Genomic DNA, 24,732 nt, shown 5'->3' on the forward strand with positions numbered 1-24,732 from the left:
CAGGGGTGTGTGGTGTGTGAAAGGAAAGGGGGCGGCGCAGGGTGGCTTATTGCGATGCACCGGTGTTGAATTCTTCTTCGGAAACGACGCGCCAGGCGCGCTGCTCGGGCAGCGGCTCGATCAGCACCACGCGGCTGCCGCGCGGCAGCTCATCGCCATGGGTGCGGATTTGCAGCACCAGGCCCGCGCCGCCATCGTCCACGGCGGCATAACCGCTTTGGGCATTGACGCTGGCGCTGCGCACCACGCCCACGCGGCCGAGCAAGGTTTTGGGTTCTTCCTGCGGGATCTTGCGCAGCAGGGCGCGCACGGGCTTGAGCGCCAGGCTGGTCAGCGCAATGGCGGCCAGGCTGGCGGCGGCAAACACCGCTGCGCCCAGCGCGAAATGCACGGCAGGGTGGCCCAGCAGCGGCAGCGCAATCAAAACGGCAAAGTAGCTGGCCAGCCAGCCAAAGAGCACGATGAGGCTGAGGATGACGGTCAGCGGCACGCCGCCCAGCCCCAGGCGCGAGAGCAGGCCGGCCAGCGCGCCGGCATCGGCGCCGTCCAGCCCGTCGGCGTCGAAGAACAGGCTGTCGAGCACTTCGGTCTCCAGCAGGCCCAGGGCCACGACCAGCCAATACAGCACGACCACGGCCAGCAGAACGCTGAAAACCACGGTGGGAAAGCCAGTGACGATCTGCAAAAAGCTGTGCATGCGAACCTCTTGGGCGGGAGCTGTGTGGGACGGCTGGTGGGCGCACCGCGCGGCCATGCCGCTGGCGCGGACACAAGGCTGGGATTTTCGCGCGCTTTGGGCGCTAAGGGCCGGGGGCAAGGCCCCCGACAGGGCCTGGTTCAATCGTTTTGGCTGGCAGGGCTGGCCGCCGGCTGCCCGCCGCGCTGGGCCTTGAGCCGCGCCAGCACGCTGCTGGCGCTGTGCGCGTCGGGGCTGATGCCAGCCTGACGCAGGCGGGCATCGAGAGCGTCTTCGGCGTTTTCCTGGGCCAGCTCTGCGGCTGCCTGCAGCCGCGCGCCGCGCTCGGCCTGTTTTTGCTTGATGCGCTCCAGCGAATCCAGCGCGGTTTGCACGCGCGACTGCCCGCCGCTGTAGCGTTCGGCCACGGTGGCCTGGGCGCGCTGCACGTTTTCCGTGGCCTTGACGGTGTCGGCCTGTTGCTTCAGCCGCCGGATGTGCGCCTCGGCCTGGGCAATGGCCTGGCGCAGCTGGCTGGCGCTGTGGGCGAATTGCTCGGCCTGGGCCTGCTCCTCGTCGCGCACGGTCTCCAGCGAGGCGATCTTGCCCGCCACCTCCAAGGCCAGGGCTTCGTCGCTGCCATCGAGCGCCTTGACGGCATAGCCCTCGTATTCAGCGATTTTCTTGGCGCTTTGCTCCAGCTTGCCGCGCGCCAGCTTCTCCTTGGCGATGATCTCGGCCAGCGCCTCCTTGCTCTTGCGCAGGTCGGCGTCGGCGTCGCGGATCTCCTGATCCAGAATGCGCAGCGCCTGGCCATCGACCAGGGCCTGGCCGGCTTCATGGGCGCCGCCGCGCAGCGCTGTGATGAGTTTGTTCCATACCGACATGGTGGTCTCCTCCTTGCTCAGTGAAAAGGGGTTACAGGGGCGGGCCATCAACCCGCAGCCTGTTGCGCGGCCGGGCGCAGCAGCGGCTCGAAGGCCTCGGTCATCTGGATGACGTTGTCTGCCAGGGTTTCGATTTCATACAGCACGTTGGCCAGCGAGGCGGCGGCGCTGAGCGCGCCAAAGACGATGTAGCCATCTTGGCCGTCGGCAAAGCGCTCGATGGCCACCGTGGCCAGTGGGAACACCTTTTGAGCGCGCAGCACCTGCTCGTTGAAGGCAGCGCGATCTGCGATGTGCTCGATTGGCCACAGGTAGGCCTCAATCACGATCTGCCCGCCAGCAACTGCCAGAAACAGCGGCAGCTGGCCGTAATCGTGCATGGTGATCAGGATGCTGGCCTCTGCGCCTTCGAGCAGCTCCAGCGTGGCATTGCCGCTGGCGGCCCAGTCGCTGTCCAGCATGGACTGGTGCAAGGCGTGGATGGTCCAGGGTGTTGCCGTGTTCATGATGCCCTCCTTGATGCTTGTCTGCGCGCCGCGTGGCAGGCGCATCTGTTTTTCCAATGCCAGCAGGTCTTGCGCGTATTCGGGCAGAACCCACAGCTCCTTCTTGACCAAGCCTTTCTCGCGCAGGCGCTGGCGATGCAAGCGCTGGTAGTAGGCCGACGACTTTCTTTCCATGTGATGGATTTTATTGTCTTTACATGTGAAGTCAATCGAGTTTGTGCCGGATTTGGAGGGTGTTTGATTTATTTTTTCTATCCAAGAAATGAATTTGCTCAATTTGATCTATTGCGTTGCAGGCCGTACACTTCGACCCATCATTGTTCACCTGCAAACGTAAGAGGTATTTCCATGGCAAAGGTCAACACCCCCATCAAGCCTTTCAAGGCCACCGCCTACCGCAATGGCCAGTTCGTCGACATCACCGAGAAGGACGTGCTGGGCAAGTGGGCAGTGTTTTTCTTCTACCCCGCTGACTTCACTTTCGTCTGCCCCACTGAGCTGGGTGACGTGGCCGACAAGTACGAAGAGCTGCAAAAGCTCGGCGTCGAAGTGTTCTCCGTCTCGACCGACACGCATTTCACGCACAAGGCCTGGCACGATACGTCCGACACCATCGGCAAGATCAACTACTACATGGTGGGCGACCAGACCTTCCAACTGGCCAACAACTTTGATGTGCTGCGCGAAGGCCAGGGCTTGGCCGACCGTGCCACCTTCATCGTCGATCCGCAGGGCGTGATCCAGGCGGTGGAAATCACCGCCGAAGGCATTGGCCGCGACGCCGAAGACCTGCTGCGCAAGATCAAGGCCGCCCAGTACGTGGCCGCCCACCCGGGCGAAGTCTGCCCGGCCAAGTGGAAGGAAGGCGACAAGACTCTGGCCCCTTCGCTGGATCTGGTCGGCAAGATCTAAGCGCCTGCTCGCGCTGCGCGCCGGCGCCCTGGCCCCCATCGGCCAGGCCCGGCCACCGTCAAGCCCCGAGACCTCGTGCGGGTGCTCGGGCTTTTTTTTGCCCAATTTCTCATACAAGAACCGTTGATCAGGAGGAAATGAACCATGTTGGACGACGCACTCAAAACCCAGTTGAAAGCCTATCTGGAGCGCCTGACCCGGCCCGTGGAGCTGGTGGCCACGCTCGACGACAGCCAGGGTGGGCGCGACATGCGCGCGCTGCTGGAGCAGATTGCCGAGCAAAGCGACAAGATCAGCCTGCGCACCGATGGCAGCGATGCGCGCGTGCCTTCGTTCCTGATCACCAACCCCGGTGTGGACAGCGGCTTGCGCTTTGCCGGCGTGCCGCTGGGGCATGAGTTCACCTCGCTGGTGCTGGCGCTGCTGCAGGTCGGCGGCCACCCCTCGAAAGAGCCCGAGCAGCTGCAGCAGCAAATCCGCGACATCAACGGCCGCTTTCACTTCGAGACCTATTACTCGATCACCTGCCACAACTGCCCGGACGTGATCCAGGCGCTGAACCTGATGGCGGTGCTCAACCCCAACATCACGCACACGGCCATCGACGGGGCGCTCTACCAGCAGGAGATCGAAGACAAGCAAATCATGGGCGTGCCCACGGTGTTCCTCAATGGCCAGCACTTCGGCCAGGGGCGCATGGCGTTGGCCGAAATCGTGGCGCGCATTGACGACAGCGCCGCAGAAAAGGCCGCGCAGGAAATCAGCAGCAAGGAGCCGTTTGACGTGCTCATCGTCGGCGGCGGCCCCGCTGGCGCGGCCGCCGGCGTGTATGCCGCGCGCAAGGGCATCCGCACCGGCATTGCGGCCCAGCGCTTTGGTGGCCAGGTGCTCGACACCATGGACATCGAGAACTACATCTCCGTGCGCAAGACCGAAGGCCCGCAGTTCGCGGCGGCGCTGGAGGCGCACGTCAAGGACTACGACGTGGACATCATGAACCTGCAAACTGCCAGCAAGCTGGTGCCGCCCAGCGCGCCGGGCGGGTTGATCGAGGTGCAGTTCGAAAGCGGCGCGCGCTTGCAGGCCAAGACCGTCATCCTCTCCACCGGCGCGCGCTGGCGCGCCATGGGCGTGCCCGGTGAGGAGGAGTACCGCACCAAGGGCGTGACCTTCTGCCCGCACTGCGACGGCCCGCTGTTCAAGGGCAAGCGCATTGCCGTCATCGGCGGCGGCAACTCTGGCGTTGAGGCCGCCATCGACCTGGCCGGCATTGTCGAGCACGTCACTTTGCTGGAGTTCGCCCCTCAGCTGCGCGCCGACGACGTGCTGCAGAAGAAGCTGCGCTCGCTGCCCAATGTCGAGGTGCTGCTCAACGCCCAGACCACGCAGGTGCAGGGCCAGGGCGGCAAGGTCAACGCTTTGGCGTACAAGAATCGCGAGACAGGCGCCGAAAGCACGCTGGCGCTGGAGGGTATCTTCGTGCAGATCGGGCTGCTGCCCAATACCGACTGGCTCAAGGGTACGCTGGAGCTCTCGCCCATGGGTGAGATCGTCGTCGACGCCCATGGCCGCACCAGCATCCCTGGGGTGTTCGCCGCAGGCGATTGCACCACCGTGCCCTACAAGCAAATCGTCATCGCCGCAGGGGATGGCGCCAAGGCCGCATTGAGCGCCTTTGACCATCTGATCCGCTCGTGATCGACCCACGCCCTGGCCCGGTGCGGGCCAGGGCGCCATGCAAAAAGCGCCAGCGGCATGTACAGCCGCTGGCGTTTTTTTATGTTCAGAGCCCAAATCGCTTAGGGCGTGAACAGGTTCTTACAGCGTGCAGGAGACGCAGCCTTCGACCTCCGTGCCCTCCAGCGCCATCTGGCGCAGGCGGATGTAGTAAATGGTCTTGATGCCCTTGCGCCAGGCGTAGATCTGCGCCTTGTTCACATCGCGCGTGGTGGCGGTGTCGCGGAAGAACAGCGTCAGCGACAGGCCCTGGTCCACGTGGCGCGTGGCGGCGGCGTAGGTGTCGATGATTTTCTCCGGGCCGATTTCGTAGGCATCCTGGTAGTACTGCAGGTTGTCCTGCGCCAGGTAGGGCGCGGGGTAGTACACGCGGCCGACCTTGCCTTCCTTGCGGATCTCGATCTTGGCGACGATGGGATGGATGCTGCTGGTGGAGTTGTTGATGTAGGAGATCGAGCCGGTGGGCGGGATGGCCTGCAGGTTCTGGTTGTAGATGCCGTGCTGTTGGATGCTGGCCTTGAGGGCTTTCCAGTCCTCCTGCGTGGGGATGGCGATGCCGGCCTGCTCGAACAGTTGGCGCACGCGGGCGGTCTTGGGCTCCCACTTCTGGAAGATGTATTTGTCGAAATACTCGCCGCTGGCGTACTTGGAGTCCTTGAAGCCCTTGAAGGTCTTGCCGGTCTCGATGGCCAGTTGGTTGGAGGCGCGCAGCGCGTGGTAGGTGATGGTGTAGAAGTAGATGTCGGTGAAGTCGATGCCTTCTTCACTGCCGTAGAAGATTTTTTCGCGCGCCAGGTAGCCGTGCAGGTTCATCTGCCCCAGGCCGATGGCGTGCGAGTCGTCATTGCCCTTGGCGATGGAGGGCACGCAGCGGATGTCGCTCATGTCGGAGACGGCCGTCAGCGCGCGGATGGCCATCTCCACCGTCTTGGCGAAGTCGGGCGAATCCATGGTCTTGGCGATGTTCAGGCTGCCCAGGTTGCAGGAGATGTCCTTGCCAATGCTCTCGTAACCCAGGTCGTCCACGTAGTGCGAAGGCTCGTTGACCTGCAGGATCTCCGAGCACAGGTTGCTCATGTTGACGCGCCCCTTGATGGGGTTGGCGCGGTTGACCGTGTCCTCGAACATGATGTAGGGGTAGCCCGATTCGAACTGGATCTCGGCCAGGGTCTGGAAGAACTCGCGCGCGTTGATCTTCTTCTTGCGGATGCGCGGGTCGTCCACCATCTCGCGGTATTTCTCGGTGACGGAAATGTCGGCCATGGGCTGGCCATAGACGCGCTCGATGTCGTAGGGCGAGAACAAATACATGTCCTCGTTGTTCTTGGCCAGCTCGAAGGTGATGTCGGGGATGACCACGCCCAGCGACAAGGTCTTGATGCGGATTTTCTCGTCGGCGTTCTCGCGCTTGGTGTCCAGAAAGCGCAGGATGTCCGGGTGGTGGGCGTTGAGGTACACCGCCCCCGCGCCCTGGCGCGCGCCCAGTTGGTTGGCGTAGGAAAAGGCGTCTTCCAGCAGCTTCATGATCGGGATCACACCCGAGGACTGGTTCTCGATGTGCTTGATGGGCGCGCCCGCCTCGCGGATGTTGCTCAGGCAAAAGGCCACGCCGCCGCCGCGCTTGGACAGTTGCAGCGCCGAGTTGATGGAGCGGCCGATGGACTCCATGTTGTCCTCGATGCGCAGCAAAAAGCACGAGACCAGCTCGCCGCGCTGGCGCTTGCCGCAGTTGAGGAAGGTCGGCGTGGCCGGCTGAAAGCGTCCGCTGATGATCTCGTGCATCAGCTCCATGGCCATGGCCTCGTCGCCGCGCGCCAGCGTCAGCGCCACCATGCACACGCGGTCTTCGTAGCGCTCCAGATAGCGTTTGCCGTCAAAGGTTTTCAGCGTGTAGCTGGTGTAGTACTTGAAGGCGCCCAGAAAGGTTGGGAAGCGGAATTTGTGCGCATAGGCCGCATCCCAGAGCTTTTGCAAAAAGGCAAAGTCGTACTGCGCCAGCACCTGGCCCTCGTAATAGCCTTTCTCCACCAGGTAATCGAGCTTTTCCTTCAGGTTGTGGAAAAACACCGTGTTCTGGTTCACGTGCTGCAAGAAGTACTGCCGCGCGGCCAGCCGGTCCTTGTCCAACTGGATTTCCCCATTGGGCCCGAACAGGTTGAGCATGGCGTTGAGCGCGTGGTAGTCCAGCTCCAGCTCTTCCTTGGTGGCCGCCGGCGCCTTGTGCACTGGCGTAGCCTGCAGCGGCACCTTGGGCTGGGGCGGCTGGGCGGCGGAGGCCTGTGTCTTGGGGGCTGGGGCGTAGGCGGTCTCGGTAGAGGTGGCTGACATGGCGGGCTCGGCGGGAAAGAGGGTCAAACAGGAATCAACAAAAAAGAAAAGATCGGCGGGTGATGCGCCCAGCGCGGCCTCAGAGCGCATGGCCGCTGGGCTACGGGTGCGAGGCTGGTTCAGGCGCGGGCTCAGGTTCAGACGGCTGGGCCGCCTGCTGCAAAAAGGCACTGATGCCCTGGCGCACGCGCTGCACATCGTCGCTGGTGCCCAGCAGCTCGAACTTGTAGAGCAGCGGCACCTGGCATTTTTGCGCCACCACCGCCCCGGCCAGCCCGTAGGCCGTGCCGAAATTGGTATTGCCTGCAGCGATCACGCCGCGCAGCAGGCGGCGGTTCTCAGGCTGGTTCAAAAACGCAATGACGGGCTTGGGTACGGCCCCCTTGAGGCTGCCGCCGCCGTAAGTGGGCACGACCAGCACATAGGGTCCGCTGGCCTGGAACTGCTCGGCCTGCGCCACCTTCAAGGGAATGCGCTGCGCGGGCAATGCCAGCTTCTCGACGAAGCGGTGCGTGTTCTCTGAAACGCTGGAGAAGTAAACGATCATGCAGCAACGGCAATGCGGTCATGGCGGCCAGGAGTGCAGGCCGGGGCGCAAGGCTGGCGCAGCAGCGCCGAGATTTTGAACAGGCTCTCTCAAGCCGTGGCCGTCAGACTGGCGATCTTGTCGGGGCGAAAGCCACTCCAGTGCATGTCGTTGGCGATCACCACTGGCGCCTGGGTATAGCCCAGGTTTTTCACCATCGCCATGGCCTCGCTGTCCTGGGACAGGTCGACGACTTCATAGGCAATGCCCTGACGATCGAGGGCGCGGTAGGTGGCGGTGCACTGGACGCATGAGGGCGTGCTGTAGACCGTGACCTGCATGGGGGGCTCCTTCTTTGAGATCAGACGATGATGGCGTGCGGAAGGGGCGGCCCTGGGTCTCGGCAGCGGTTTCCCCATGCCGGGCCGTGCGCGGGTGTCCTCCCTCGTGATTGCATGGCCGCTGACCTTTGCAGTGGCCCTTGCCGGGGCCGGTGGCGTGGTGCCGCTGGGCCGCCGATGCAAACCGGGCGATGCTACCATAGCCCACACCCCGGCCACTAGATGTAGTGCTGCTCCCGAAAGAAAACACTACATCTAGTGTTTTTTGGCGATTTGTTGATTTTTTGCAAGATGCTGGCTGGGCGCGGCCTGCACGGCCTCATCGGGGCGCAGGGCCTGTGCTGGCAAGGGTTGAAAAGGCCAAAGCCGCGTCACACGCGCCCTGCCGGGACATGGGATGCAGCCGCCCCAAGGGGTCTTGTTGCAATTGGTTGCATCCGGTGCCTGGCGGTCAGCGCCCGCGCTGGGCGCTACCACTGGCCGGTTTCCATGCGGATGGCCACCTCGCAGTCGTCGAAGATGGCCAGCTTGGCGATGCGCACGCGCACGCCGATGACGCCGGGCAGCTGCATCAGCCGGTGCGAGACCTTGCCGATCAGCGTCTCCAGCAGGTTGACGTGCTCGGCCGTGCATTCGTCGATGATGATCTGGCGCACCTTGCGGTAATCCAGCACGCTGTGGATGTCGTCGTCAGCGGGCAGCAGCGGCTGCGTGCCCTGATGCAGCTCTGCATCGACCTGGATGGGCTGTGGGGCATTGCGTTCGTGCGCCAGAATGCCCAGATTGGCATCAAAGCGCAGGCCGGTCAGGGTCAGGGTCTGGGCGCCTTTGGTGTGGTGCATGGCAGTGACGCAGAGCAGCGAAAAGGAAGACGAGGTGGCCAGCGCAGAATCATGCGCGCCGCTCCAAGCGGCACAGCGCGGCCCAGCACAGTATGAGCATGAACAGGTAGAACATGGTGCCGCTGTTGTGCGCGAAGAACACCTGCGTCCAGCCAAAGCCGATGTACATCAGGACGATGGCCGAGCCCATCAGGCGCAGCGCCCACCATTGTGCCTGCTGCCATGGCGGCGGCGCTGCGGCCAGCAGTGCTGCCTGGCGCCGGCGGCTGGGCCAGAACAAGGCCAGTGGCACGCCGTAGAACGCCAGCAGCAACGCCACGCCCAGCAGCCCGCGCTTGGAGAACAAATCCAGCACCTCGTTGTGGGCGTGGTCGAAGTAAGTGGTGTTGATGTCGAATTGGCCAGCCTGCGCCAAGCGCAGCTTTTCCTGCTTGTAGCCGGCATCGCCCCAGCCCAGCCAGGGCTTTTGCTGGCCCATGTGCCAGGCCAGGCGCCAGTGCTCCAGGCGGTGCCCGATGGATGTACTGGCATCGCCCTGGGCCTGATAGGCAGCCACCTCCGTGCCCATCAGCTGCAGGCGCTGCACGACCTGTGGCAGGCTGACGGCCAGCGGCACCAGCAATACCAGCAGCAGGGCCGCCCATGGACGAGCCAGCCAAACTGTTCGGCTGGCGCGGGCTGGCTGGCGCCCAGGCAGGCGCAGCACTGGCCAGGCCAACAGCGGCAACAGCAGCAGGGCCAGCCAACCGCCGCGCGTGAGCGAGAGCACAGAAGCGCCGAATGCTGCGCCAATGGCCAGCACCAGCCCCAGCCGCATGCCCGGCCGCAGCCGTTGGTAATGGCAGGCCAGCACGATGCCGGCCAGCACCGCCAGCAGCAGCGCCAGGTTGCCAAACTGGATGGCATTGGTGTGGCCGGCGGCCCTGGCCATGCCCAGGCCGTAGACCTGCCACAGCGCGATGCCGCCGGCCCCCAGGCAGCCGGCCAGCAGGCCTTTTTCCAGCGCCTGGGCGCTGGGCGGGTGGGCCAGCGCATAGCCCAGGCAGGGCAGGGCCAGGGCGTATTTGCTGAACCGGTCCCAGCGCGCCGAGCCGGCCTGGGCATCGGCCTGGATGGCCCACATCAGCCCCATGGCCAGGATGGTGGCCGCCAGCAGCCAACTGCCAGCGCTCAGGCGTGGCAGCGTTCTGGGCCAGTGGTGCAGATTGGCCAGCGCCAGCAGCAGCAGCAGCAGCGCCCCCCAGGAATAGCCCGAGGGCAGCCACAGCGCCAGCGCTGGCACCAGGAAAGCCGCCACGCTGGTGGCGCGCTCCCAGCGCCCCTGCGGCGCGCATGGACTGGCTTCAATGGTGGCGGCGCTGGACATCGTCACTGAGGCGCTCGTAGTCGTAGCGCAGCGCTGCATAGCGCAAAAAGCTCTCCAGCGCCTTGAAGAAGCAGTAGAGGAAGCCCGCACCGCCGCCCAGCAGGCCCAGGCGCAGCAGGTAGTAGCGCACAAAGGCCACCAGCGCTGCGGCCAGGCCGCGCAGCACGCCGCCGCGCTTGCCCTGGGTCTTGCGCTTGGCCGCGCCCAGCATGGCGTACTGCATCACCTTGGACATGGAGGTGCTGACGTCGGGGTTGGTGTAGTGCACCAGCAGGGCCTGGATGTCCTTGCGCGGCGCGGGCGTGCGCAGCAGGGCCTCCTCGTGCACCACCCCCTCGAAGCGCTCGATCAATTGCCGTGGGAACAGGCGCACGACCCGGGTGCGCGACATGGTGCGCGGCAGCACCCGGCCGAATGCCACCAACTGCCAGCGGATGCACCAGACGGCCTGCCGGTCGTCCTGCGCGACGATGGCCAGCAGCTCCTTCTGGAAGGCTGGCGAGATCACCTCGTCGGCATCGAGGAAGAAGACGAAATCGCCGCTGGCGTGGTCCAGCAGGCGGTTGCGCTGCACGGCAAAGCCGTGCCAGTCCGCATGCACATGCACGGCCGCGCCCATGCTGCGGGCGATTTCCACCGTCCTGTCGGTGCTGCCAGCGTCCACCACCACCACCTCGTCGGCAAAGGCGGCACTTTGCAGGCATTGGCCAATGTGCCGCTCTTCATTGCAGGCCAGTACCGCGATGGTCAGCCGGGGCCGCTGGGCACCTGCGGGTGCCCGGCCAAGGGCCAGGGGGGCGGTATGGGAGTGTGGCAGCTCGCGGTCCATGGTGGGGCAGGCAAGGCGAGGGGCTAACGAAAAGCGGTGCGGGCAAGGCTGGGCGCGCAGGGCAAAATCCGCCAGCGGGGCGGCAGTGCGGGCGCAGCCATCGTCAAAAACCCGCCATTATCGGCGCGCCGCCAGGGCGCAGCCCATCCTGCGCAGCACTTTTTCTGGGGGCGCCGTGCGCTTGCAGCCATGTTCATGGCGTAGTGTGCCCAGCGGCATCGCTGGGGCGGCTCAGTTGCCAGCTCGCCAGACGGCCCGCACGAAAGCGGCAATCCAGCCAAGCTCCGCCCGGGTCTTGCCAGCGGTAGACCTCCTCGGCCTGGCCCAGCGGGCCTTGCGGCTCGCCCAGCGCGCGGGTGTGCTGCACGACCTGCAGCAGCGTCATGCCGGCCTGCAAGCGGCTGTTGAGCATCACGGCGCTGGAGACAAAACCCTTGGGCGAGCTGGCCGCCGCGCGCAGCACGCGCAGCACCCGGCTCAGGTGCAGCAGCACGAAGAACACCACCGCGCCCAGCGCCAGCATGAAGCCGGGCCAGCCGCGAAAGACAAATCCGGCCATGAGCAAAGCCACTGCGGCGCTCAGCCACAGCAGCAGTTTCAGTGTCGCTTGCATGGGGCGCGATTGTATCGGCGGCTGCTCATTGGCCTGCCGCCATCAAGTGCGCACCAGCACCAGCAGCGCCAGGGCCAGGGCCAGGGTTGCAGCCTGCAGCAGCAGCCAGCCGGCTTGCCGGCGCAGCAGCCGCAGGCAGGCGCGTTGGCGTTGCGGCCAGGGGCGCGGCGGCGTTGCATTGCGGCCTGGCTGCAGCCCCAGGGCCTGCAGGGCCGCATCGAGCTGGCTGGCCGCCTGCTGCGCATCACTGGCGTGGCAGGCCAGCCAGCCTAGCAGCTGCGCGTCGATGGCCGTGCGCGCGGCGGTGAGCTTTTGTGCCAATGCGGCCAGCAGGCTGATGGCCAGGCCCAGCGCCGCCCACAGACCAAGCTGGCTGGGCCAGGGCCAAGCGGTGGTTGCCAGAGCCGCCAGCACCAGCAGCGCCAGCCCAGCCAAGGCGTTGCTGCAGCCATCGATCAGTCGGCCTTGGCGCAGCACGGCCGCCAGCACGGCCCATTGGTAGCGTTGCGCGCTGGCCTCGGCCGCAGCGCTGGGGGCTGATGCTGGAGGGCATGACACCGGGCATGGCGTCGGGCCAGGCATGGCGGGCTTCCCTTCAGTCATGTGCACAGGCCCCGGGTTGCGGGTGGATGGCCGGTTCGTTGGTCAACTCGATGGCCAATTGCGCCAGCACGGCGCGGTGGCTGGCGTGCAGCACGGCCTGGGGGCGGGCCGCCTGCAATCGGGCGACGGCCGCGGCCGGGCTGGCGGCGTGGCCGTAGCGCAGCAGCCAGGCAGCCACGGCCATGGCGCTGCGCGAATAGCCCAGCGCGCAGCACACCAGCACAGCCTGGCCGGGCGCTTGGCGGCGCGCCGCCTCAATGGCGTCTGCGGCCTGCAGGCATTGCTCGGCCGTGGGGATCAGCAAGTCCAGCCAGGGCAGGGCCGTGTAATGCGCCAACTGGCGGTGTACGGCGCGCGGGCAAGGCAGCTCGGCGCACAGGTCGATCAGCGCGGCGCATTGCGGCGGCAGCTCGGGCCCAGGCCGCGCCGGCATGCGGCCCAGCCACAGGCCTGGGGCGATGGCGTTGGGCTGCGGGTGGCGCCGCGTCCACCAGTGGCGGTTCAGCCAGGCCGCCAGCGTGTAAGGAGCCAGCAGCCAGCGGCTGGCTGTGCTGTGGCGGCCATCGGGGCGCTTCTGAAAACCTGCACTGCCCCACCGGGCGTAATGGCCGGCCACCAGCAGCAGCGCCGTGGCCGGCCACAGCAGCCACAGGGCGGCGGGCTGGCCCAGGCTGGTCAGCAGCGCGGCCAGCGCCGTGCAGGCCAGCGCCCCGCCCAGGTAGCGCCGCGCCAGCCGGCGTCGGGCGGCGTCGGACGGGGCCGGGCCGGTGGCGGTGTGCGCCATTGGCGGCATGGGCCAGAGCCAGGCGGCCAACAAGCCCAGCAGCGCGCCGGTGGGCAGGTCGATGAAGTGGTGCTGCCAGGTGGTCAGCACCGACAGACCGATCAGCGCAAACCAGCCGTGCAGCAGCCAGCGAGCCCAAGGCGCTTGCAGGTGTCGCCCGTACAGCAGCCAGAGCACCACCAGCAGCGCGATGTGCAACGAGGGCGCCTGGTTGAAGGGCTTGTCAAAGCCCATCAGCGCATCGAACAGCAGGCCGAAGACGCCGTCGATGGCGGGGCGCTGCCAGGCAAAGCGCAGCGGCCACAGCAGAAAGCAGGCGATGGCCACGGCCTGCACTGTCAGCAGCCGCCGCCAGTGCGTCAGCAGCTCTTGGCGCGAGCGGCAGACGAACAGCGACAGCGCGTAGAGCAGGTTGATGGACCAGTAGGGCACGATGGTCCAGGGCCACAGCGGGATGTGGCGCTCCCAATCGAACACCACGCTGCCCACGCCCTGGCTGCCCCAGTGGCCCAGGGCGCGCTGTTCGGCCGCGTAGTTGGCCAGGCCATAGCTGGTATAGAACAACACGGCCAGCGCCAGCAGGCGCCACAGCGCTTGCCGCCAAAGGCCGGGCGGGCGCGGTGGCCGGATGGTGCTGGCGTTTGGGGTGGCGGTGGCGTGGGCCATGGCGCATCCTCGGCAACAGGCTTTCAGCCCAGGCGCTGCGCCAGCGAAACGCTGAAGATGCCCCAGCGGTCGATGCGCTGGGTCAGCTTGCGAAAGCCGGCGGCGGCCACCAGCTCGTCCATCTCGGCCTGGCTGCGCAGGCGCATCACCCAGGGCTGGCCGCCGCGGTGACTGCTCAGGGCCCGGGCGATGAGCTCCTGCTGCGGGTGCCAGGGCTGGCCGGTGTAGATCAGGTAGCCGCCCGGGGGCACGGCCTGGGCCAGCCCGGCCAGCGAGCGCGCCACCAGCGCGTTGTCGTCAAACAGCTCGTACAGGCCGGAGACCACGGCCAGCGTGGGGCGCGGCTGCAGCTGGGCCAGGTCTTGCTCGTCGAAGGCGTCGCCCTTGGCAAAGCGCGCCACGTCCGCCAGGCCCTTGGCGGCGATCAGGGCCTGGCCGTCGCGCACGTTGATATCGCTGTAGTCGCGCAGCAGCAGCTGCTCGGGCAGCGGGATCCCGGCTGGGCGCTCGGTAATGGCTTCGAGCATGTAGCGGCCGTGGCCTGCGGCGATGTCCACCATGCGCAGCGGCTGGCCGGCCTCGTGCAGGCGCTGCATGGCCAGGTGCAGCAGCTCTTCGAGGTGGCGCTTGCGCTGGCGGATGCCGCGCCAGCCGATGGAGTTCAGGTAGTTGCGATCCATGAGGCGGCCCAGCGCGCTGGGGCTGTCGGCCCGGTTGCGGTACACGTAGTCCAGCGTGCTGCCGGAGTCGAAGCCGGTCTCGAAGCCCAGCTTCAGCCCGTTGGAGAAGCGGCTGCCCCAGCGCAGCGCAGCGCGCTGCAGCTGCCAGTAGCGCTGCGCCAGCGAGCCTGGCGGCAGCGGCGCGGCCAGCGCCTGGGCCTGGGCGCAGCCGGGGCCGGCGCGGTCGGCCTGGCGCAGGCTGGGCGGCGCGGGCGCGTCCCAGGCGGCGAGGATGAAGCGCCGCGCCTGGGCCACGGCATGGGCACGGTCGCGCTCGCCCAGGGTGTCGTGGTAGAAGCCCGGCAGCACGATGTGCTCTTTGAGGCTGGCGCCCAGGCGCTCGAAAAAGCGCTGCTGCGGGCCGGTGCGCACCACAAAGTCGCTGCCCGAGACGAGCAATTGCGTGGGCACTCGGATGGCCTGGGCGTCGGCGACGATGCGCTCGGCCGTGTCGTACAAATCCAGCAGCACGTTCACGGCAATGGGCCGGGTGATCAGCGCATCGCTGGCGTAGCTGGCCGCGCGCTCGCGGTCGTGCGTCAGAAAGCGCGGCTTGACGTAGCTGTTGACGAAGAACTTGCCGCGCAGCCTGTGCAGCAGCTTCAGAGCGGGGCGAGCAAAGGGCACGTACAGCTTGATGTCGAAGGCCGGCGCGGCCAGCACCTGGGCGCGGATCGGCGGCGCGTAGTCGTGCACCCAGGTGGCGGCCAGCACCGCGCCCACGCTTTGCGCCACCAGGGCCATGTCCTGCGGGGCCACGCCGTGCTGCTGCTGCAGGTGTTGGGCAAAGCTTTGCAGGTCGCGCACATTGGTGGCAAAGCCCGGGCTGTCGCCGCGCTCGCCGTCCGACAGGCCGTGGCCGCGCGCATCCCAGGCGAAGAACTGGAACTGCGGCAGCGCCAGCTCCTCGACCAGGTGCGCCATGCGCCCCGAATGCTCGTGGCCGCGATGCAGCAGCACGATGGTGGGCGTGGGCGCTGCCGCCTGCACGCCATAGGCCGCATCGCCCTGTGCTGCCGGCGCTGCAGGCAGCACGGCCGGCCAGTGTCGGTAAAACAGCGACAGCCCGTCGTGCGTGGTGAAGCGCCGCTCCTGCATGGGTCGCGCTGCCGGGTGGGTGTTGTTGTGGGCAGGGGCGCTGGGCAGGTCGGGCTGCGGTGGCAGTGGCTGGTGTGGCATGGCGTTGACCCTCATTGGTTTGGTGTTTGGGCTGATTGGCAGGCAGGCGGAGCCGGGCACGGTGCCCAGGGTGCCGCCTGTGCGTCAATGGAGGGGTTATCGCAGAGTGATCCTGGCGCAGGGCTTTTAGGGCCTGCGCGTATCACTTCATGCTACCGTCGGAGGCGGCAGGCCGCCCTTTGGGGTGGCTTGCCCAGACCAACTCAGGCCGATGCAGGCGCGGCCAACAACGCGTCCATCTCGGCCAGCGCCGCAGCCGGCAGCGACAGGTGCAGCAGCCCGCCGTCGGCGTGGTCGGCGCCGCGCAGAAACCAGTACAGCAGGCCGCCCAGGTGCTGGTTGCTGTCGTAGCCGGGCAGGCGCTGCAGCAACAGCCGGTGCAGCGCATGGCCGTAGAGCAGGGCTTGCACGTCGTAGCGGTGCGCCAACATGGCTTCGCGCAGCGCGGCCGCGTGGTAGCTGGCCGGGCCGGGGCCGAGCCGGTTGCTCTTGTAGTCCAGCACCCAGAAGCGTTGGCGGTGTTGCAGCACCAAGTCGGCCGCGCCCATCAGCATGCCGTGCCATTGGCGTGGCTGCAGCGCGGGGCGATCCAGCCCGGGCCAGAGGTGGGCGCGGCAAATGGCGTCGATGGCCTGGGCGCTGGCCAATTGCGGCTGCTGCGCCACGGGCAGCCAGAACTCCATTTCCGGCAGGCAGTGCTCCAGCTCGCACAGGCGCGGCGCGGCCGTGGCCTGCAGCGGCAGTGGCGTGGCCAGCAGGCGGTTGAGCCATTGCTGCAGCGCCGGCCAGTGCTGCTGCATGCCCGCCAGAGTGGCCTGACGCTGCAGGCGTGCGACCTGGGCCGGATTCAGTTGTGTGGGAAAGCCCTCGGCCTGCAGCCATTCCAGTGCTTCGTGTATCCAGTTGCCCAGCTGGGCGCTGCCGCGCAGTGCATGCCAGGCTGGGGCGGCAGGCTGCGCTGGCGCGGCCCATGCAGGGTTGGGCGGTATGGCGGGCCATTCGTCCTGTGCGCCCAGGGCGGCCGGCGGTGTCAGCAGGGTCAGGGTATCGGCCAGGGCGTGTGGCGCTGTCTCCACCCTGGCTTCTGCTTCTGCCTGCGCTTTTTCCTCTGCGGTGGCAGGCTCTGGCGGTTGTAGTTCGCGCACCAGCGCACTGAAGCTGGCAATGGCGAAATGCTGGTCGGTGTGGCCAGGGTAGGCTTGCGGCGCGCGCCAATGCCGCAGGGGCTGCTCGGGCTGGTAGCGCGTGCTGGCTGCGTGCGCGGCGGCGGCCTGCACCTGGATGGCGGCGCAGGGTTCGGCCCAAGCGCGCAGCTGCGGCAGCCACTGCGCATCGTCCAGCTCGCTGTCGCCATGCACCAGATAGCCCAGGGCGCTGCGGTGCAAGGCGTTGACCTTGGCGCGCGCGCCGGGGTAGATGGGCACGCCCAGCCACAGCGCGTGGCGCGCCCGCGTCAGCGCCACGTACAGCAGGCGCAGCGCCTCGCGGCGCTCTTCTTCGCCCGCATCCTGCCCGGTGGGGCTGGGCGCGGCGGGCGTGCGGGCGCTGGATGCGCTGGGCGGGCGCTCGCCGTGCGAGGCAAAGGGCAGCATGACCACCGGGTATTCCAGCCCTTTGCTTTTGTGGATGGTGACGATCTGGATCAGCTGGGCATCGCTTTCGAGCCGCACGATTTGCTCTTCGGCCTGCATGGCGCTGTTCGCGCCCTGCTGCGCCTGCTGGATTTGCTGCGTGAAGTGGCGGATGAGCTGGTGCTCGGCTTCGCAGCCGACACTGGCCTGCTGCAGCAGCTCGGCCAGGTGCAGCACGTTGGTGAGGGTGCGCTCGCCGCGGCCGTCCTCGGCGGCCAGCCATTGGCGCGCCAGGCCCAATTGGTGGATGCTGTGGCGCAGCATGGGCAGCACGCCCTGGCGGCGCCAGATGTGCTGCAGCTGCTGCAGCAATTGCAGCTGCGCGTCCAGCAACGCTTCCTGCTCGGCCCCGGCCAGCAGGCTGGGCAGGGGCCAACCCAGCAGAGCGGTGGCAAAGGCGGCGCGCGCGCGGGCCACGTCGCCGGGCTGGGCCACGGCCTGCAGCCACAGCAGCAGGTCGCGCGCTTCGGCGCTGGCATAGACCGACTCGCGCCCGGAGAGGTACACCGCATGCAGCTGGCGCTGGCGCAGGGCGCGCTGCAGCAGCGCCGCGTCCTTCTGGTTGTGCACCAGGATGGCGATGTCGCCGGGCTGCAGGCGGCGCACGGCGCGGGGGCTGCCGTCTGCGCCGGCCTCGTACAGCGTCAGCTGCTCGCGTTGCAGCCAGGTGACGATCTGTTCGGCGCAGAGTTGGGCGAAGTGCTCCCAGGCCTCGTCCTTGGGCTGGGCCTGTTCGGGCACGCACAGCGTCATCGCGGTGAGCGCCTGCGCGCCAGCGGCTTGCTGCGGCCCCAGCCACTGGCCCAGGCCTTGGGCCTGCACAGGCTCGAACGGCAGCGGGCTGGGCTGGGCCTCATGGTCGCGAAAGCGAAATGCGCCCGGCCCGGGGCGCTGCTCGGCCTGGCTGAAGACGTGGTTGACGGCCTGCACCAGCGCCTGGCTGGAGCGGAAGTTGGTGTCCAGCGCGTCGTGGCGGCCCTGGGTCTGGCGCTTGGCCGCCAGGTAGCTGTGGATGTCGGCGCCGCGAAAGCCGTAAATGGATTGCTTGGGGTCGCCAATCAGCAGCAGGGCGTGCTCGGCCAGGTCGCGCTCGGGCTGGTAGAGGGTGTTGAAGATCTGGTACTGGCCGGGCGAGGTGTCCTGGAACTCATCGATCATGGCCGCCGGGTACTGTGCCAGCAGCTGCGCGCGCAGCGCTGCGCCATGCGCGCCGGCCAGGGCCTGTTGCACGCGCAGCAGCAGGTCGTCGAAGTCCATCACGCCCTGCTGGGCCTTGAGCTGCTGCCAGCGCTGGTGTGTGGCCGCCAGTGCGAAGGCCTGCGCGGCCTGGCCCAGGTTGGGCAATTGATCCAGGCGTTGTAGCAGGGTCTGCAATTGCGCGATTTCCTCGGGCAGCTCTTGCGGCGTCAGCGGCGGGGCCTGCGGGCGGCGCGCCTGCTGCAAGCCTTCGAGGCTCAGGCGCTGCCGGGCGGCGGCGGAGTCGCTCAGGCCGGCGATGTGCGGCGGCGGTGGCTGCTGCCGCGCCCATTGGCGCAGCGCTTGCAGCCTGGGCTGGTAAAAGCGCGCCTGCAGCTTGCGGCCATCCCAGTGGCTTTTGTGGGGGCTGCCCGCAGCGATTTGCGCATCCAGCCAGTTTTGCAGTTGATCGGCTTTTTCGTCCCAGCCGGCGGCCCATTGCGTCAGCAGCGCCTGTTGCTCTTGCAGGGCCTGCGCCAGCCAGTCGCCCAGAGCCTGGCCGGCCAGTGCGGCGTCAGCGGCGGCGTGCTCCAGAAAGGGGGCTTTTTGCAGGCGGCGGCTTTGTGCCAGCCAATGCTGGGCATCAGGCCAGAGGGCCTGCACGCGCTGCAGCACATCGCCCTGCAACGGATAGACGTGGTTGCGCCAGAAATCCAGCGCCGCCACGTCCCACAGCTGGGCGCTGTCGCTGCCCAGCTGAGCCTGGCCGAGCTGGCCGGTGAGCGCGGCGTGGTCTTGCAGGACTTTGTGGCACCAGGCGTCGATGGTGTGGATGGCGGCCTCATCCATGCCCTGGGCGGCCAGCTCCAGCCGCCAGGCGGCCAGCTCGCGCTGCGCGCCGGGCGGGTAGTGCGCGCGCAGTGCGTGCAGCAGTGCGTCGGCCTGGTCGAGCTGACCGCGGAAAAAGCGCGTGGCCTCGTGCAGGCGTTCGCGGATGCGGGCGCTGAGCTCCTGGGTGGCGGCGCGGGTGAAGGTCAGCACCAGGATGTGCGGCGGCGTCAGCGGGCCAAAGGGCGGCGCAGCGCTTGGGTCGTGGGCCGCGCCGCCGTGGCCCAGCACCAGCCGCAGGTACAGCGCGGCAATCGTCCAGGTCTTGCCCGTGCCGGCGCTGGCTTCGATCAGGCGGCTGCCCTGCAGCGGCAGGCGCAGGGCCAGCGGCGGGGCGGCCGCATCGGCAGCGGCCGTCATGCCGATGTGGCGGCGCGCGCAGCGGCCTGGCGGGGGCGGCGCATCAGCAGTTCTCGCGCACGATGGCCTGGGCGCGCTGGCGCTGCGCCTCGCGCGTGGCGTCGTCCATGTAGCCGGCGTTGCCCTTGGCGTCGGTGGTCATGACGCGGCGGCCAGGCTCCAGGCGCTTGAGCGTGGCCTGGGCGGCGGCGCATTGGGCTTTGCGCTTTTCGGCGTTTTCGCGCCGGATGCGCTCGTTTTCCTGGGCGATGCGCTCGTTCTCTTGCTTGATCTTGGCGTTTTCCTCATCTTGCGCCGCCTGCTCGCGCGCCTGGGCTTCAGCCTGGGCCTTGGCTTGCGCGTCAACGCGGGCTTTGAGCTCGGCGTCCTCGCCAGCGCTGCTCTGGGCGGGGGCGCTATCGCCGTTCTCGGTGCTGACCGGCGCGGCCGCTGCGGGGGCGGCCGGGGCGGCGTCGCGCGGCGCCTTGAGGATGCGGTTTTGCGGCACGTCCGGCGGGGGCGGGCGATCGCTGTACACCTTGCGGCCGCTGCCATCAAGCCATTGCCACTGGGGCTGGGCCTGCAGGGTGCCCAAGGCGCCCAGGGCCAGCGCGGCGGCCAGCATCATGCGAAGTGAAGTCTTGCTCATGGATCAGGTCCCTCTCTCTTTGGATGGATGGGCTTGGCTGCGGCGCGCTGGCGCACAGTGCCAGGCTGGGGCACTGCTTCGCAGCAAGGGGCCAAGTGTAGCGGGCCGGGGTCGGCCAGGGGCGGACAATGTCCGTGCGATGGCATTTGCATCCACGTGGCAGCACTGATGCTGGCCAAGCGGCTGGGAAATCACTTCGCTAGAATGGCCCGCTTGCCCGCTCTCGGGCGGCCTGGCAGGCCATTGCAATGCCCAAGACCCAGGCGCTTTTTTGACTTGTATGACATTCGGACCCAACCAAGCCGGTGCCGCCGCGCCGCTGGTGCAGATTCGCAATCTGCATTTCGGCTATGGCGAGCGCCCGATCTTGCGCGACGTGAGCCTGCAGGTGCCGCGCGGCAAGGTCACGGCCATCATGGGAGCCTCCGGCGGTGGCAAGACCACGCTGCTGCGGCTCATCAGCGGCCAGCACCTGCCGCCTGTGGGCAGCGTGTTCTTCGATGGCGTGGACGTGGGCGCGCAAACGCACAAGGGGCTTTATGCGCTGCGTCGGCGCATGGGCATGCTGTTCCAGTTCGGTGCGCTGTTTACCGACATGACGGTGTTCGAGAACGTGGCCTTTCCGCTGCGCGAACACTCGCATCTGCCCGAGGCTGTGCTGCGCGACGTGGTGCTGATGAAGCTCCATGCCGTGGGCCTGCGCGGCGCGCGAGACCTGTACCCGAGCGAGATCTCCGGCGGTATGGCGCGGCGCGTGGCGCTGGCGCGGGCCATTGCGCTGGACCCGGAGCTGATCATGTACGACGAGCCCTTTGCCGGCCTGGACCCGATTGCGCTGGGCGCGACAGCGCGGCTGATCCGCCGCCTCAACGATGCGCTGGGCACGACCAGCATCCTGGTCTCGCACGATCTGGACGAGACCTTCGCCATCGCCGATCACGTGGTGATTTTGGCCAATGGCGCCATTGCCGAGCAGGGTGCGCCGGCGCAAATTCGTCAAAGCAATGATCCGCTGGTGCGGCAATTCGTGCAGGGTGCTTTCGATGGGCCGGTGCAGTTCCACTACCCAGGCCCTGGGCTGGAAGAGGATTTTGGCTTGCCGCGATTGAGCGGGCGTGCAGAACGCGCAGCAGGAGGGCCGCCATGATGCAGCGTTGGTGGCAACCGGCCGAGGTGGGTGCGCGCGTGCGCCAGCTGTTGGCCAACTGGGGCTATGCGGCGCGCCTGTTCGTGCGCCTGTGGTTGCCGGGCTTGTTGTCGCTGCGGCGGTTTTCGCTGGTGCGCGACCAGGTGTTTTTTCTGGGCAACCGCTCGCTGACCATCATCGCCGTCTCAGGCCTGTTCGTCGGCAGCGTGCTCAGTCTGCAGCTGTACTACATCCTGCAGAGCTTTGGCTCGGCCCAGACCCTGGGCATGGTGGTGGCGCTGGCGCTGATCCGAGAGTTGGGGCCCGTGGTCACGGCGCTGCTGTTTGCCGGGCGCGCGGGCACTTCCCTGACGGCGGAGATCGGCCTGATGCGCGCGGGCGAGCAGCTCAGCGCCATGGAGATGATGGCCGTCGATCCCGTGCAGCGCATTCTGGTGCCGCGCTTTTGGGCAGGGGTCATCGTCATGCCGCTGCTGGTGGCCATCTTCAACGCGGTGGGCATTCTGGGCAGTTGGCTGATCGGCGTGGTGATGCTGGGCGTGGACGCAGGCGCGTTCTGGGGGCAGATGCAAAGCAATGTCGGCGTCTTCACCGACCTGCGCCAGGGGCTGGTCAAAAGCGTGGTGTTCGGCATTGCCGTGACCTTCGTGGCCCTGCTGCAAGGTTACGTCGCGCGGCCAACGCCCGAGGGCGTCTCGCGCGCCACCACGCGCACCGTGGTGCTGGCCTCGGTTGGCGCGGTGCTGGCACTGAACTTTTTGCTCACGGCCGTGATGTTCACGCCGGCCCATTGAGCACACAAGGGTCGCTGCACTTAGCGCGGCACATTGAGAGGAAAGCACAACAGCTATGCAGAAATCGAAAGTGGATGTTTGGGTCGGCCTGTTCGTCATGGCCGGCTTTGCGGCTTTGGTGTTCCTGGCGTTACAGGCGGCCAATTTGCTGAGCATCAACTGGCACAGCCGCAGCTACCAGGTGCAGGCGCACTTCGACAACGTCGGCGGACTCAAGCCGCGCGCGGCCGTGCGCAGCAGCGGCGTGGTCGTTGGGCGGGTGCTGTCCATCGGCTACGACGACACGCTCTACCGCGCCAAGGTGGTATTGGAATTGGACGAAAGTTACAAATTCTCGCGCGACAGCTCACTCAAAATCCTCACCAGCGGCCTGCTGGGCGACCAGTACATCGGCATCGAGCCCGGTTACGAGGATGAATACCTGCGCCAGGGCGACACCATTGCCGCCACCCAGTCGGCCATCGTGCTGGAAAACCTGATCTCGGCCTTCATGTTCACCAAGGCGGCCGAGCCTGCCGGCGGCACTGGCAGCGGCCAGGCCGCCAGCCAAGGCGGCAGCCAGTGATGCCGACCACTCAAATCCCCATGAGGGGCCTCAATCCATGCCATACCCACCACCCCGCGCCCGAAACCCGCTGACCTTGGCCCTGGCCGCCGCGCTGCTGACCGCCTGCGCCACGACTGGGCCGCATGGCGTGGGGCAGGATCCGCGCGATCCCTTCGAGGGCTTTAACCGCCGCATGTACCAGTTCAACGAAGGGCTGGATCGCGCTGTGCTGCGCCCCGTGGCCACCGGCTACCAGAAGATCGTGCCCAGTCCGGCGCGCACCGGCGTGGGCAATTTCTTCGGCAACCTGGGCGATGCCTGGTCCTTCGTCAACAACGGCCTGCAGCTCAAGGGCGAGGCCGCCATGAGCAGCTTCTTCCGCGTGGCCGTCAACAGCACCTTTGGACTGGGCGGCCTGCTGGACGTGGCCTCGGAAATGCGCCTGCAGCGCTACAAGAGCGACTTTGGCCTGACGCTGGGCCATTGGGGCGTGCCCACCGGCCCTTACGTCGTGCTGCCGCTGCTGGGCGCATCGTCGGTGCGCGATACGGCAGCGCTGCCGGTGGACATCTACGGCCATCCGCTTGCCCAGCTCAAACCGGCTGCGCACCGCTATGGATTGCGCGCGCTGGACATTGTGGACACGCGCGCGCGGCTGCTGCGCGCCAGCGATACGCTGGGCGATGCCGCGCTGGACCCTTACCTGATGGTGCGCGACTTTTATTTCAGCCGCCGTGGTCAGGCCGCAGGCAGTGATGGTCGCATTGACGCTGAGGCCAGCGATGGCTACATCCCGGAGGAGGATTACGGCGATACCCCCGCCCCTGCCGCGCAGTGAGCAGGCAGGCCGCAGCCGAGCGCGCCCGGGCGCGCTTGAAACCGAGAAAGGAATGACCCCATGCTGATGCAATCCATTTACCGCCGTTTGGGCGCAGCCCTGCTGGGCGCAGCTGCCCTGCTGGCCGCCGCGCCAGCGGCTGTGCAGGCGCAGGACTTGGCCCCCAATGCCATGATCGAAAAAGTCACCCAGGATGTGCTGGGCGAAATCCGCAGCAATCGTGGCGTACAGGCTGGCAACATTGCCGCCGCCACCGAAGCCGTGGACCGCGTGGTGATGCCGCACATCAACTTCCCGCGCATGACCGCAGCCGCCGTCGGCCCTGCCTGGCGCAGTGCCTCGCCCGAGCAGCGCCAGCAAGTCATTGCCGAATTCAAGGCCATGCTGATCCGCACCTATGCCGGCTCGCTCGATCAGGTTGGCGATCTGCAAGTCGTCGTATTGCCCATGCGCGCCCAGGCCGATGCCAATGATGTGCTGGTGCGCTCTGAAGTGCGCGGTGGCGAGCAGCCCATCCAGCTCGACTACCGCCTGCAAAAGACCCCTGGCCAGGGCATGGGCTGGAAGGTTTACAACGTCAACGTCATGGGCGCGTGGATCGTCGATTCCTACCGCAGCCAATTCCAACAGGAAATCAGCGCCGGTGGCATTGAAGGCCTGATAAAGTCGCTGCGCAACCACAACCGCAAAACCTCTTGAACCTGCCCCAACCATGACTGTGCAGCCCGCTGACCAACCCGCCATCGTGCCACTGCCCACCCGCCTGACCCGCGATGAGGTGACGCAGTGGGTGCGCAGCATCCAGCCGCAGCTGCAGGCAGCGCGCAGCGCTGGCCATGCCGTGCTGCTCGATGCCTCGGCGCTGCGGCAGTTTGACTCCTCAGCCCTGGCCGCGCTGCTGGCGTTGCGCCGCGAAATCCTCGCCCAAGGCATGCAATTTGCTGGCGTGGCCGGCATGTCGGCCACCCTGCAGTCGCTGGCCGATGTCTATGGCATCGAAGAGCTGCTGCCCCCGAGCGCGCCCGATGCGGCCGACAATGCAGGATCTTGAATGCCTTGCACGACTTCGAGCAACCGGAACCGGCCACTGGCCGGTTTTTTTGCGCTTCCTGAACAGAGGTTTGGCCGCTATTCACGCCACGGTTGGAGAGGACTTGTCAGAAAAAACGGGCGCGAGGGATGGGCGCGAGGGGCGTGTGTGCTGAGCGC

General features: G+C 67.1%; 23 protein-coding genes. 8 read left to right on the plus strand and 15 right to left on the minus strand.

Features of this window, described 5'->3' with window-relative positions:
- Positions 1-46: 46 nt before the first annotated feature.
- From CK620_RS12750 to bacA, 3 genes are all read right to left on the minus strand, one after another.
- The gene (locus tag CK620_RS12750; RefSeq protein ID WP_095550625.1) at positions 47-697 is read right to left on the minus strand and encodes an OB-fold-containig protein; all 651 of its coding nucleotides are present in this window, start codon (positions 695-697) and stop codon (positions 47-49) included.
- 140 nt (positions 698-837) lie between these two features.
- A complete protein-coding gene (locus CK620_RS12755) occupies positions 838-1,563 on the minus strand; it encodes a PspA/IM30 family protein (protein WP_095550626.1) in 726 nt (241 codons plus the stop codon).
- A gap of 47 nt (positions 1,564-1,610) precedes the next feature.
- Positions 1,611-2,243: a biofilm formation regulator BacA gene (gene bacA / locus CK620_RS12760; protein WP_095550627.1), complete on the minus strand. Its 633-nt coding sequence runs from the start codon at positions 2,241-2,243 to the stop codon at positions 1,611-1,613.
- 174 nt (positions 2,244-2,417) lie between these two features.
- On the opposite strand from bacA, the gene ahpC reads away from it, so the two are divergent.
- A complete protein-coding gene (ahpC, locus tag CK620_RS12765) occupies positions 2,418-2,981 on the plus strand; it encodes an alkyl hydroperoxide reductase subunit C (RefSeq protein WP_095550628.1) in 564 nt (187 codons plus the stop codon).
- A gap of 144 nt (positions 2,982-3,125) precedes the next feature.
- Positions 3,126-4,679 carry an alkyl hydroperoxide reductase subunit F gene (ahpF, locus tag CK620_RS12770; RefSeq protein WP_095550629.1) on the plus strand — a complete coding sequence of 518 codons (1,554 nt, stop codon included), beginning with the start codon at positions 3,126-3,128 and terminating at the stop codon, positions 4,677-4,679.
- Positions 4,680-4,799: 120 nt separating this feature from the next.
- Here ahpF and nrdE read toward each other — a convergent pair whose 3' ends face one another.
- The 12 genes from nrdE to CK620_RS12830 form a co-directional block, all read right to left on the minus strand.
- Positions 4,800-7,046: a class 1b ribonucleoside-diphosphate reductase subunit alpha gene (gene nrdE / locus CK620_RS12775; protein ID WP_095550664.1), complete on the minus strand. Its 2,247-nt coding sequence runs from the start codon at positions 7,044-7,046 to the stop codon at positions 4,800-4,802.
- A 100-nt stretch (positions 7,047-7,146) separates the two neighbouring features.
- Positions 7,147-7,593, minus strand: a complete 447-nt coding sequence (gene nrdI, locus CK620_RS12780) for a class Ib ribonucleoside-diphosphate reductase assembly flavoprotein NrdI (protein ID WP_095550630.1) — start codon at positions 7,591-7,593, stop codon at positions 7,147-7,149.
- A gap of 89 nt (positions 7,594-7,682) precedes the next feature.
- Complete coding sequence (gene nrdH, locus CK620_RS12785; RefSeq protein WP_095543123.1) at positions 7,683-7,913, minus strand: glutaredoxin-like protein NrdH; 231 nt, start codon at positions 7,911-7,913, stop codon at positions 7,683-7,685.
- 470 nt (positions 7,914-8,383) lie between these two features.
- Complete coding sequence (locus CK620_RS12790) at positions 8,384-8,755, minus strand: dihydroneopterin aldolase (protein ID WP_095539917.1); 372 nt, start codon at positions 8,753-8,755, stop codon at positions 8,384-8,386.
- A 49-nt stretch (positions 8,756-8,804) separates the two neighbouring features.
- Positions 8,805-10,121, minus strand: a complete 1,317-nt coding sequence (locus CK620_RS12795) for an O-antigen ligase family protein (protein WP_095550631.1) — start codon at positions 10,119-10,121, stop codon at positions 8,805-8,807.
- Positions 10,099-10,950 carry a glycosyltransferase family 2 protein gene (locus CK620_RS12800; protein WP_095550632.1) on the minus strand — a complete coding sequence of 284 codons (852 nt, stop codon included), beginning with the start codon at positions 10,948-10,950 and terminating at the stop codon, positions 10,099-10,101. Before CK620_RS12800 ends, CK620_RS12795 begins: the two co-directional genes overlap by 23 nt.
- A 193-nt stretch (positions 10,951-11,143) precedes the next feature.
- Positions 11,144-11,563: a glycerate kinase gene (locus tag CK620_RS12805; RefSeq protein WP_095550633.1), complete on the minus strand. Its 420-nt coding sequence runs from the start codon at positions 11,561-11,563 to the stop codon at positions 11,144-11,146.
- A gap of 42 nt (positions 11,564-11,605) precedes the next feature.
- On the minus strand, positions 11,606-12,145 hold the full coding sequence (locus CK620_RS12810) for a hypothetical protein (RefSeq protein WP_143326103.1): 540 nt from the start codon (positions 12,143-12,145) through the stop codon (positions 11,606-11,608).
- A gap of 13 nt (positions 12,146-12,158) precedes the next feature.
- A complete protein-coding gene (locus CK620_RS12815; RefSeq protein ID WP_095550635.1) occupies positions 12,159-13,616 on the minus strand; it encodes a phosphatase PAP2/dual specificity phosphatase family protein in 1,458 nt (485 codons plus the stop codon).
- Between the two features lie 23 nt (positions 13,617-13,639).
- The gene (locus tag CK620_RS12820; protein WP_095550665.1) at positions 13,640-15,433 is read right to left on the minus strand and encodes a bifunctional alpha/beta hydrolase/class I SAM-dependent methyltransferase; all 1,794 of its coding nucleotides are present in this window, start codon (positions 15,431-15,433) and stop codon (positions 13,640-13,642) included.
- A gap of 284 nt (positions 15,434-15,717) precedes the next feature.
- Positions 15,718-19,569, minus strand: a complete 3,852-nt coding sequence (gene recB, locus CK620_RS12825) for an exodeoxyribonuclease V subunit beta (protein WP_095550636.1) — start codon at positions 19,567-19,569, stop codon at positions 15,718-15,720.
- A 43-nt stretch (positions 19,570-19,612) separates the two neighbouring features.
- Complete coding sequence (locus CK620_RS12830; RefSeq protein ID WP_095550637.1) at positions 19,613-20,197, minus strand: DUF4124 domain-containing protein; 585 nt, start codon at positions 20,195-20,197, stop codon at positions 19,613-19,615.
- A gap of 280 nt (positions 20,198-20,477) precedes the next feature.
- Between CK620_RS12830 and CK620_RS12835 the strand changes: the two genes are divergently transcribed.
- Genes CK620_RS12835 through CK620_RS12860 form a run of 6 tightly spaced genes read left to right on the plus strand, consistent with a single transcriptional unit; the run spans position 20,478 to position 24,574 of the window.
- The gene (locus CK620_RS12835; protein WP_095550638.1) at positions 20,478-21,344 is read left to right on the plus strand and encodes an ABC transporter ATP-binding protein; all 867 of its coding nucleotides are present in this window, start codon (positions 20,478-20,480) and stop codon (positions 21,342-21,344) included.
- Positions 21,344-22,138, plus strand: a complete 795-nt coding sequence (mlaE, locus tag CK620_RS12840) for a lipid asymmetry maintenance ABC transporter permease subunit MlaE (RefSeq protein ID WP_095550666.1) — start codon at positions 21,344-21,346, stop codon at positions 22,136-22,138. The genes CK620_RS12835 and mlaE overlap by 1 nt, the downstream gene beginning before the upstream one ends.
- Before the next feature lie 55 nt (positions 22,139-22,193).
- Positions 22,194-22,703, plus strand: a complete 510-nt coding sequence (gene mlaD, locus CK620_RS12845) for an outer membrane lipid asymmetry maintenance protein MlaD (RefSeq protein WP_095550639.1) — start codon at positions 22,194-22,196, stop codon at positions 22,701-22,703.
- 37 nt (positions 22,704-22,740) lie between these two features.
- A complete protein-coding gene (locus CK620_RS12850; protein WP_095550640.1) occupies positions 22,741-23,523 on the plus strand; it encodes an MlaA family lipoprotein in 783 nt (260 codons plus the stop codon).
- 60 nt (positions 23,524-23,583) lie between these two features.
- Positions 23,584-24,222 carry an MlaC/ttg2D family ABC transporter substrate-binding protein gene (locus tag CK620_RS12855; RefSeq protein ID WP_095550641.1) on the plus strand — a complete coding sequence of 213 codons (639 nt, stop codon included), beginning with the start codon at positions 23,584-23,586 and terminating at the stop codon, positions 24,220-24,222.
- A 13-nt stretch (positions 24,223-24,235) separates the two neighbouring features.
- Complete coding sequence (locus tag CK620_RS12860) at positions 24,236-24,574, plus strand: STAS domain-containing protein (RefSeq protein WP_238946133.1); 339 nt, start codon at positions 24,236-24,238, stop codon at positions 24,572-24,574.
- Positions 24,575-24,732: the final 158 nt, after the last annotated feature.

Source organism: Vandammella animalimorsus (genome assembly GCF_002285285.1).
In the GTDB taxonomy this organism is placed as follows: domain Bacteria; phylum Pseudomonadota; class Gammaproteobacteria; order Burkholderiales; family Burkholderiaceae_C; genus Lampropedia; species Lampropedia animalimorsus.

Excerpts from the sequence above, each read along its gene's own strand:
- recB (WP_095550636.1), bottom strand. The coding sequence starts at position 19,569 with ATGACGGCCGCTGCCGATGCGGCCGCCCCGCCGCTGGCCCTGCGCCTG.
- CK620_RS12860 (WP_238946133.1), top strand. The coding sequence starts at position 24,236 with ATGACTGTGCAGCCCGCTGACCAACCCGCCATCGTGCCACTGCCCACC.
- ahpC (WP_095550628.1), top strand. The coding sequence starts at position 2,418 with ATGGCAAAGGTCAACACCCCCATCAAGCCTTTCAAGGCCACCGCCTAC.
- CK620_RS12830 (WP_095550637.1), bottom strand. The coding sequence starts at position 20,197 with ATGAGCAAGACTTCACTTCGCATGATGCTGGCCGCCGCGCTGGCCCTG.
- CK620_RS12755 (WP_095550626.1), bottom strand. The coding sequence starts at position 1,563 with ATGTCGGTATGGAACAAACTCATCACAGCGCTGCGCGGCGGCGCCCAT.
- CK620_RS12810 (WP_143326103.1), bottom strand. The coding sequence starts at position 12,145 with ATGCCTGGCCCGACGCCATGCCCGGTGTCATGCCCTCCAGCATCAGCC.
- nrdH (WP_095543123.1), bottom strand. The coding sequence starts at position 7,913 with ATGCAGGTCACGGTCTACAGCACGCCCTCATGCGTCCAGTGCACCGCC.
- CK620_RS12815 (WP_095550635.1), bottom strand. The coding sequence starts at position 13,616 with ATGGCCCACGCCACCGCCACCCCAAACGCCAGCACCATCCGGCCACCG.
- CK620_RS12790 (WP_095539917.1), bottom strand. The coding sequence starts at position 8,755 with ATGCACCACACCAAAGGCGCCCAGACCCTGACCCTGACCGGCCTGCGC.
- CK620_RS12800 (WP_095550632.1), bottom strand. The coding sequence starts at position 10,950 with ATGGACCGCGAGCTGCCACACTCCCATACCGCCCCCCTGGCCCTTGGC.
- mlaE (WP_095550666.1), top strand. The coding sequence starts at position 21,344 with ATGCAGCGTTGGTGGCAACCGGCCGAGGTGGGTGCGCGCGTGCGCCAG.
- CK620_RS12805 (WP_095550633.1), bottom strand. The coding sequence starts at position 11,563 with ATGCAAGCGACACTGAAACTGCTGCTGTGGCTGAGCGCCGCAGTGGCT.
- CK620_RS12820 (WP_095550665.1), bottom strand. The coding sequence starts at position 15,433 with ATGCAGGAGCGGCGCTTCACCACGCACGACGGGCTGTCGCTGTTTTAC.
- CK620_RS12835 (WP_095550638.1), top strand. The coding sequence starts at position 20,478 with ATGACATTCGGACCCAACCAAGCCGGTGCCGCCGCGCCGCTGGTGCAG.
- nrdE (WP_095550664.1), bottom strand. The coding sequence starts at position 7,046 with ATGTCAGCCACCTCTACCGAGACCGCCTACGCCCCAGCCCCCAAGACA.
- mlaD (WP_095550639.1), top strand. The coding sequence starts at position 22,194 with ATGCAGAAATCGAAAGTGGATGTTTGGGTCGGCCTGTTCGTCATGGCC.
- CK620_RS12795 (WP_095550631.1), bottom strand. The coding sequence starts at position 10,121 with ATGTCCAGCGCCGCCACCATTGAAGCCAGTCCATGCGCGCCGCAGGGG.
- CK620_RS12850 (WP_095550640.1), top strand. The coding sequence starts at position 22,741 with ATGCCATACCCACCACCCCGCGCCCGAAACCCGCTGACCTTGGCCCTG.
- CK620_RS12855 (WP_095550641.1), top strand. The coding sequence starts at position 23,584 with ATGCTGATGCAATCCATTTACCGCCGTTTGGGCGCAGCCCTGCTGGGC.
- ahpF (WP_095550629.1), top strand. The coding sequence starts at position 3,126 with ATGTTGGACGACGCACTCAAAACCCAGTTGAAAGCCTATCTGGAGCGC.
- nrdI (WP_095550630.1), bottom strand. The coding sequence starts at position 7,593 with ATGATCGTTTACTTCTCCAGCGTTTCAGAGAACACGCACCGCTTCGTC.
- CK620_RS12750 (WP_095550625.1), bottom strand. The coding sequence starts at position 697 with ATGCACAGCTTTTTGCAGATCGTCACTGGCTTTCCCACCGTGGTTTTC.
- bacA (WP_095550627.1), bottom strand. The coding sequence starts at position 2,243 with ATGGAAAGAAAGTCGTCGGCCTACTACCAGCGCTTGCATCGCCAGCGC.